Consider the following 7,541-nt stretch of genomic DNA (forward strand, 5'->3'; position numbering starts at 1 on the left):
CCTCGCCTGGATCGGCGAGGAGCCGGCCCCGCGCAACGCTTGGCGCGTGCTGACCCGGCCCGGCCGCTTCGTCGTCCGCCTCGAATGCCTCGACCCGTTCGCGCCGGCAGAGATCGGCGACCGCAAGGCGGTTGCTGCGGAGGCGCGGCGCCGCATCCTCACCGCTTCCGCGCGGAGCGCTTCGGGCGTATAGGCGCGTCGGTGAATCGATCCCCCAAAACCTACCGCGTCAAATCCTTCGGCTGCCAGATGAACGTCTATGACGGCGAGCGCATGGCCGAGCTGCTCGACGCCCAGGGCCTGACGCCTGTTGACGGCGAAGACGCCGATCTGGTCGTGCTGAACACCTGCCACATCCGCGAAAAGGCGGCGGAGAAGGTCTATTCGGACATCGGCCGCCTGCGCCGCGACGACGGCAGCCGCCCGCTGGTCGCCGTCGCCGGCTGCGTCGCCCAGGCCGAAGGCGCCGAGATCCACCGCCGCACGAAGGACGTCGACATCGTCGTCGGCCCGCAGGCCTATCACCGGCTGCCGGAGCTGGTCGCGGACGCGGCGCAGGGCAAGCAGGTGGCCGATACCGACATGCCGGCAGACTCGAAGTTCGGCGCGCTGCCGAAGCGCGCGCGGCAGGTGCGGCCGAGCGCGTTCCTGACTGTCCAGGAGGGTTGCGACAAATTCTGCACTTATTGCGTCGTGCCCTACACCCGCGGCGCCGAGGTCTCGCGGCCGTGGAGCGCGATCGTCGACGAAGCCAAGGCACTGGTCGATAGCGGCGCGCGCGAGATCACGCTGCTGGGCCAGAACGTCAACGCCTGGAGCGACGGCGCGCGCGGGCTGCACGACCTGATCGGGGAACTGGCGAAGATGCCGGCGCTGGCGCGCATCCGCTACACGACGAGCCATCCCAACGACATGGCCGACGGCCTGATCGCCGCGCATCGCGACATCGAGAAGCTGATGCCGTCCCTGCACCTGCCGGTGCAGTCGGGCAGCGATCGCATCCTGAAGGCGATGAACCGCAGCCACACGTCGGACTCCTATCTGCGCATCCTCGACAAAGTGCGGGCAGCCCGGCCGGACATCGCGATTTCGGGCGACTATATCGTCGGATTCCCCGGCGAGACCGACTCCGATTTCGAGGCGACGCTGGAGATCGTCCGCCGCATCGGGCACTCGATGGCGTTCAGCTTCAAATACTCGCCCCGCCCCGGCACGCCCGCAGCGACGATGCCGGACCAGATCGCGCCGGAGGTGATGGACGAGCGGCTGCAACGGCTGCAGGCGTTGATCGTCGAGCAGCAGCTCGCGTTCAACCAGCGGACGGTCGGCACCCGTACATCGGTCCTGCTCGAACGGCCCGGCCGCCACCCCGGCCAGCTGATCGGCAAATCGCCCTGGCTGCAGTCGATTGTTGTGGATGAAGGCGCCGTCGGCGACCTTTTGGACGTGGACATTGTCGCGGCGGGACCGAATAGTCTGACGGGCATGATCCAGACTAAAAAGGCAGCATAGTGTGAGAGCACGACGTCGGCTCGGTTTCTCAGTCGCCGTATGTTGTTTGGTCGCGCCTGCCGCTTGGCTTATCCCGCCGCCCGGCTTCCCCGCTCAAGCTGAGCCACCCCCCGTTATTGCGGGGTCAGTCCCGAACACGAAGCCACCCTTCCAATGGACGGGCAAGTGGGCGGAACTCGAGAAGCCCTGCAGCAGCTCGTATTGGCGGCTGAGCGTCAGCAGAATCCAAACGCCAGACGGAAAGAGCTGCCAAATTCCTAGCGGCAATGGAGCCGTTGTCTACGAGATGAATCAGTTTTCGGTTACCGCAATCTGCGGAAACCCCGCTCTTGGGGTCCGATCGCTTCGAAGCTGGTCAATCTTCAGGGGCAAGACGGCTGACGAAATCCAAATCGTATCGACCAATCCGTTCGAAGGGCGAGCGCACAGGCTCAGAAGGTGTGCAAAGTGAAATGTGTGCCCGCAACAACCATGCTTCGGGGCTGTTGAAGCAAACATGACTATGGAGGTCTATGTCGCGTAAGCCCGTTCCCGCCCAACCGGGCGACCGCAGCCGGCTCGAGGTCGTGTTCGACCGGCCTCAGCTCCTCGGCCAGCTGTTCGGCCATTACGACCAGAACCTGGTCGCGATCGAAAACAGGCTTGGCGTCTATATCGCGGCGCGCGGCAACAAGCTGCAGATCGAAGGAGAGGCGGAGCAGGCGGCGCGCGCGCGCGACGTGCTGACCGGCCTCTACAACCGCATCGTCCAGGGCCAGGAGATCGACACCGGCACGGTCGACGCGGTGATCGCGATGTCGGCGGAGCCGACGCTGGACGGCATCATCCGCACCGACGTCAGCCAGCCGCCGCCGGTGATGATCCGGACGCGCAAGAAGACGATCGTCCCGCGCTCCGCCACGCAGATCCGCTACATGGAAGCGCTGGCCCGCGACGAGATCATCTTCGCGCTGGGGCCTGCCGGCACCGGCAAGACCTATGTCGCGGTGGCCCAAGCGGTGCAGCAGCTGATCGCGGGCTCTGTCGACCGGCTGATCCTGTCGCGCCCGGCGGTGGAGGCGGGCGAGAAACTGGGCTTCCTGCCCGGCGACATGCGCGAGAAGGTCGATCCGTATCTGCGCCCCCTGTACGACGCGCTCTACGACATGCTGCCGACCGAGCAGGTCGAGCGCCGCATGGCCTCGGGCGAGATCGAGATCGCGCCGATCGCCTTCATGCGCGGCCGCACGCTCGCCAACGCCTTCATCATCCTCGACGAGGCGCAGAACACCACGCCGATGCAGATGAAGATGTTCCTGACCCGCTTCGGCGAGAACAGCCGCATGGTCGTCTGCGGCGACCCGCGCCAGGTCGACCTGCCCGACATCGGCAAGTCCGGCCTCGCCGACGCCGTCCAGCGCCTGGAAGGCGTCCGCGGCATTTCGATGATCCGCTTCGGCTCGGCCGACGTCGTCCGCCACCCGCTCGTGGGCGCGATTGTCGACGCGTACGAGGGCGATGCAGGTTAGCCCGATCCAGTCGGAAGGCTTGATATCTGAATCGGATATCCTATCCTGAGACAGGATATCCTCTGAGGAGGCATATGGCTTCGCTTTATATCAAGGACCCGGACACTGCTGCCCTCGCGGAGCGGATCGCTCGCATACGTGGCGTAACAAAGACCAAGGCGGTTCGTGATGCTTTGGAAGCAGCACTGCAGGATGCTCGACCCAAGGAACGCAAACCAGAGCTGATGGATTGGATCGAACAGCGACGAGCCAAACACCCGCTGCAATTTACCGGTCGCAAGTCGGATAAGGCATTTTTCGACGCTTTGTGGGGCGACGCTTGACGCTGTTTGTCGACGCATCTGCGATGGTGGCCTACATCGCCGGTGAGCCCGAGCGCGCCTTGATAGCTGCGCAAATCGCGGCTGATCCCGATCCGCTCTGGTCAGCGATGACATGTTGGGAAGTCATTGCAGCACTCAAGAACAGCTACGGGTTGACGATGTCCGAAGCGCGCGAGGAGGCGGAACGCGCGGCTGCCATGATGGAGCTTCGTCTGGTGCGGATTGGCCGAGACGAACTCCGCCTGGCGCTGGATGCTTATGAGAAGTACGGAAAAGGACAGCACTCTGCCCGACTGAACTTCGGCGACTGCTTCGCCTATGCGTGTGCAAAGGCCAATAATGCGCGTTTGCTCAACAAGGGCGATGATTTCGCTAAGACGGACCTTGCATGATCGACGTCGCCGTTCAGGTGGAGACGCCCTGGCCTGAGGGCGATTGGGAAGCGCTTGGCATCCGCGCTGTGGAAGCTGCAATCGCCGCGACGCCGCATGCCGAGCTCGCCACCACGCCCGAGCTGGTCGAGATCTCGGTGCGGCTCACCTCCGACGGGGAAGTGCATGGGCTGAACCGGCAGTATCGCGGCAAGGACAAGCCGACCAACGTGCTGTCGTTTCCGATGGTCCAGCCCGATCTCATTGACACCGTGTCTCGGAACGGGGACGACGGCGAGCTGCTGCTGGGCGACATCGTGCTGGCGCACGGCGTCTGCGCGCGCGAGGCGGAAGAGAAAGGCGTGGCGCTGGAAGCGCACGCCACCCATCTGATTGTCCACGGGCTGCTGCATTTGCTAGGCTATGACCATCAGGGGTCGGCCGAGGCCGAACACATGGAGTCGCTGGAACGCGACGTCATGGCGCGGCTGTCGCTGCACGACCCTTATAACAGGGACGAACCGGAGTTCGATGCCAGACGATTCGAGTAGCTCGGACACGAGCGGACGACTTTGGCGTGGGTTGCGCGACATGCTCTTCGGAGCCGAGAGCGAGCCCACGCTACGCGACCAGCTTGAGGAAGTGATCGAGGAGCATGAGGGGGAACCGGCCGAAGCCGGCGACCTCACGCCGATCGAGCGGCAGATGGTCCGCAACCTGCTCCATTTCGGCGAGCGCACGGTCGGCGACGTGGCCGTGCCGCGCGCCGACATCATCGCGATTCCGGAATCGGCGAGCTTCGACCAGCTGGTCGCGCAGTTCGCCGAGGCCGGCCACAGCCGCCTGCCCGTCTATCGCGACAGCCTCGATGCGATCACCGGCATGATCCATATCAAGGATGCGTTCGAGTTCCTGGCCAACGGCACGCCGAAGCCCGACAGCATCGCCGGTCTGGTCCGCGAGCCCCGCTATGTGCCGACCTCGATGGGCGTGCTCGACCTGCTCGCCGAAATGCGCGCGACCCGCACCCATCTTGCGATCGTCGTCGACGAATATTCGGGCACCGAAGGGCTGGTCACGATCGAGGACCTGGTCGAGGAAATCGTCGGCGAGATCGAGGACGAGCATGACGAGGAGCCCGAAGCGACCTTGGTCGATCTGGGCGGCGGCATGTGGGACGCCGATGCCCGCGCCGAGCTTGAGGATGTCGCCGCGGCGGTCGATCCGCGGCTGGCCGACGTCGAAGAGGACGTCGAAACGCTGGGCGGCCTTGCTTTCGTGCTGGCCGGCCGCATCCCCGATCCCGGCGAGATCGTCGCGCACCCGAGCGGCTGGAAGATCGAAGTGACCGAGACCGACGCCCGCCACGTGACTCGCGTCCGGCTGCATGCGCCGGAGCCTGCGCTGGAGCGGGAATAGCGCCGGATTCCGCCATTTCTGCGGACAAGTCTGGGGATAAGAATTGCGCGCCATCAGTCCGTCGCAATTCCGACTCGGTTCACCCGATGGCGATTGTGCCGCTTGCGGAATTGATTCATGTCAGGAACGAGAATTGTCTCAAGCGGGGACGTTTCGAGGCCGAGCCACGAGCGGAGCCATCGAGCCTTTGAGGTCGCTAAATAGGAAGCGCTTACTTTGCTTCCGCTGTGCCGCCGGTTCTTTCACCCCCTGGCCGGCGGCACTTTTTTTGCCTGAACGGTCCGATTGCGCTTAGATGGCCGGGAACCCTCTCACCCCGGAGTGCCGATGCTCGGCCGAATTGCCCGTCCGCTGATTTTCCTGATCGTCGTCGTGCTGCTGATCCTCGGCGGCTTGTGGCTGATGACGCGCCAGCGCAATGCCTCGCTTCCGGTCGTGGCGGTCGAAGGCCAGCGGCTGACCATCGCCGCGCCCGATATCGAGCAGATCCCGACGATCGCGATCGCCACGCCGGTCGACTGGGGCAATGACCGCCCGGCGCCCGCCAAGGGGCTGAAGGTCCAGGCCTTCGCCGACGGGCTGGACCACCCGCGCTGGCTCTATACGCTGCCCAATGGCGACGTGCTGGTCGCCGAGGCGAACTCGCCGCCGCGCAAGGGCAAAAGCTTCACCGACCGGGTGATGGGCTGGCTGCTCGGCCGCGCCGGCGCCGGCGTTCCCTCCGCCGACCGCATCACGCTGCTGCGCGACGCGAACCGCGACGGCGTGGCGGAGGCCCGATCGGTGCTGATCTCCGGCCTCCATTCCCCGACCGGCATGGCGCTGGTCGGGGACACGCTCTACGTCGCCAATACCAACGCCGTGCTCGCCTTCCCCTACAAGCCGGGCGACACGAAGATCACCGCCAGGCCGGAAAAGATCGTCAACCTGCCCGGCGGCGGCAATCACTGGGCGCGCAACCTCCTCGCCAGCCCCGACGGACGGCTGCTGTATGTGACCGTCGGCTCGGCCAGCAACATCGGCGAGCGCGGGATGGACAAGGAAGAGCGCCGCGCCGCGATCTGGGAAGTCTATCCCGAGAACAAGACCTTCCGCATCTATGCGGCCGGCCTGCGCAACCCGAACGGCCTTGCCTGGGAACCGCACCGGCACGACCTGTGGACGGTCGTCAACGAGCGGGACATGCTGGGCGGCGACAGCCCGCCCGATTACCTGACCTTCGTCGATTTCGGCGGCTTCTATGGTTGGCCGTATAGCTATTGGGGCGGCTATGTGGACCGGCGCGTGGACTCGCGGCCCGACCTGCTCGAATATACCCGCCGCCCCGATTACGCGCTCGGTCCCCACACCGCGCCGCTTGGCCTGGTCTTCGCCGAGGGTGCAAAGCTTGGATCCCAATTCGCGAACGGCGCCTTCGTCGCGCTGCACGGATCGTGGAACCGCAAGCCCTTGTCCGGCTACAAGGTCATCTACGTGCCGTTCGGCGACAACGGCATGCCGGTGAAAGGCGCCAAGCCCGTCGACGTGCTGGCCGGCTTCCTGGACGGCGACCAGCATACTCGCGGGCGCCCGGCCGGCTTGGCGCTCGACAAGACCGGCGCGCTGCTCGTCGCGGACGATGTCGGCAACCGCATCTGGCGGGTCAGCGCGGCCGAGTAAGCCGAACCGGACGATGTGGACGATCTGAACAAGATTGATGACATTCACATGGATTTCGGAACATTTTCCCTTCTCCGGCGGGAAAAAAGCGCGGGTATCGAATCAACGCTGAGAAGGAGCCGGCGCAAGCCTGGCACAGCGGCGGGGATGTAGGACAGGGTTTTGATGCGGGCAGGAATGCCCCGTTTGTCGTCATCCCGGCCTTGAGCCGGGGTGGCGGAGGATGGAGAGCAGGCCCGCAGGGATGCCGCCCTTGCCGCCGCGCGGTGCGCCAGGCAGATATCGACCCGTTGCAGACCTTAGCTCGACTGCCGTAGCTACTGAAAATGGCCGACGCCAACCGACCTCCGCCAAGCGCGCGCGTGGGCGCTCGGGTTCGCATCAAACCTGCGCATCAGCAAGAGGTCGAGGCGCTATTTGCCGAGGCCGGAGTGCAGCCGCTCTATAAGGAAATGCGGGCAGATGGGAACGTGTCCTACTGGTTTGGCAAAGACCAAACAGACGAACTGCGGTCCACGGGCGTAGTCGAGCGCATTCCACTCGAATTCTGGGCGCACTATGCAGTCGTCGGCTGTCCCACGACGCACTGATGCGCTCATGACAGCTTTCCATCTGTGGACGCCCCTTCAGGTGCAAGCGATTTGTGAGGGTGGTGCGTAGTCGGGTGCTGCCATCTGTCCGGCCTCTGATGCAGCACATGGCTGCGGGCCCGTATGGGAGTTCGCGGACCGGGGCCACATCACCCATAG

At 65.1% G+C, this 7,541-nt stretch carries 7 protein-coding genes and 1 pseudogene; all 8 read left to right on the top strand.

From position 1 onward, the window contains the following. Positions 1-193 (top strand): annotated as a pseudogene (locus VFT73_RS13360) (1-acyl-sn-glycerol-3-phosphate acyltransferase); the annotation flags it as partial. After that, positions 190-1,512 carry a tRNA (N6-isopentenyl adenosine(37)-C2)-methylthiotransferase MiaB gene (gene miaB, locus VFT73_RS13365; protein WP_326412109.1) on the top strand — a complete coding sequence of 441 codons (1,323 nt, stop codon included), beginning with the start codon at positions 190-192 and terminating at the stop codon, positions 1,510-1,512. The pseudogene VFT73_RS13360 and the gene miaB, both read left to right, overlap by 4 nt. Positions 1,513-2,024: 512 nt before the next feature. Beyond that, a complete protein-coding gene (locus VFT73_RS13370) occupies positions 2,025-3,020 on the top strand; it encodes a PhoH family protein (RefSeq protein WP_326412052.1) in 996 nt (331 codons plus the stop codon). 74 nt (positions 3,021-3,094) lie between these two features. Next, positions 3,095-3,343: a type II toxin-antitoxin system VapB family antitoxin gene (locus VFT73_RS13375; RefSeq protein ID WP_326412058.1), complete on the top strand. Its 249-nt coding sequence runs from the start codon at positions 3,095-3,097 to the stop codon at positions 3,341-3,343. Then, positions 3,340-3,735, top strand: a complete 396-nt coding sequence (locus VFT73_RS13380; protein ID WP_326412065.1) for a type II toxin-antitoxin system VapC family toxin — start codon at positions 3,340-3,342, stop codon at positions 3,733-3,735. Before VFT73_RS13375 ends, VFT73_RS13380 begins: the two co-directional genes overlap by 4 nt. Continuing rightward, on the top strand, positions 3,732-4,265 hold the full coding sequence (gene ybeY / locus VFT73_RS13385; protein WP_326412087.1) for an rRNA maturation RNase YbeY: 534 nt from the start codon (positions 3,732-3,734) through the stop codon (positions 4,263-4,265). Before VFT73_RS13380 ends, ybeY begins: the two co-directional genes overlap by 4 nt. Then, the gene (locus VFT73_RS13390) at positions 4,246-5,133 is read left to right on the top strand and encodes a hemolysin family protein (protein WP_326412095.1); all 888 of its coding nucleotides are present in this window, start codon (positions 4,246-4,248) and stop codon (positions 5,131-5,133) included. Before ybeY ends, VFT73_RS13390 begins: the two co-directional genes overlap by 20 nt. Positions 5,134-5,460: 327 nt before the next feature. Next, entirely contained in the window at positions 5,461-6,792 is a 1,332-nt protein-coding gene (locus VFT73_RS13395) for a sorbosone dehydrogenase family protein (protein WP_326412102.1), read from the top strand. Positions 6,793-7,541: the final 749 nt, after the last annotated feature.

The organism is Sphingomonas sp., assembly GCF_035758555.1.
GTDB lineage: Bacteria > Pseudomonadota > Alphaproteobacteria > Sphingomonadales > Sphingomonadaceae > Sphingomonas_B.

What these genes read in the sequence shown, in the direction of transcription:
- ybeY (WP_326412087.1), top strand. Translation starts at nt 3,732, where the DNA reads ATGATCGACGTCGCCGTTCAGGTGGAGACGCCCTGGCCTGAGGGCGAT.
- VFT73_RS13375 (WP_326412058.1), top strand. Translation starts at nt 3,095, where the DNA reads ATGGCTTCGCTTTATATCAAGGACCCGGACACTGCTGCCCTCGCGGAG.
- VFT73_RS13370 (WP_326412052.1), top strand. Translation starts at nt 2,025, where the DNA reads ATGTCGCGTAAGCCCGTTCCCGCCCAACCGGGCGACCGCAGCCGGCTC.
- VFT73_RS13395 (WP_326412102.1), top strand. Translation starts at nt 5,461, where the DNA reads ATGCTCGGCCGAATTGCCCGTCCGCTGATTTTCCTGATCGTCGTCGTG.
- VFT73_RS13390 (WP_326412095.1), top strand. Translation starts at nt 4,246, where the DNA reads ATGCCAGACGATTCGAGTAGCTCGGACACGAGCGGACGACTTTGGCGT.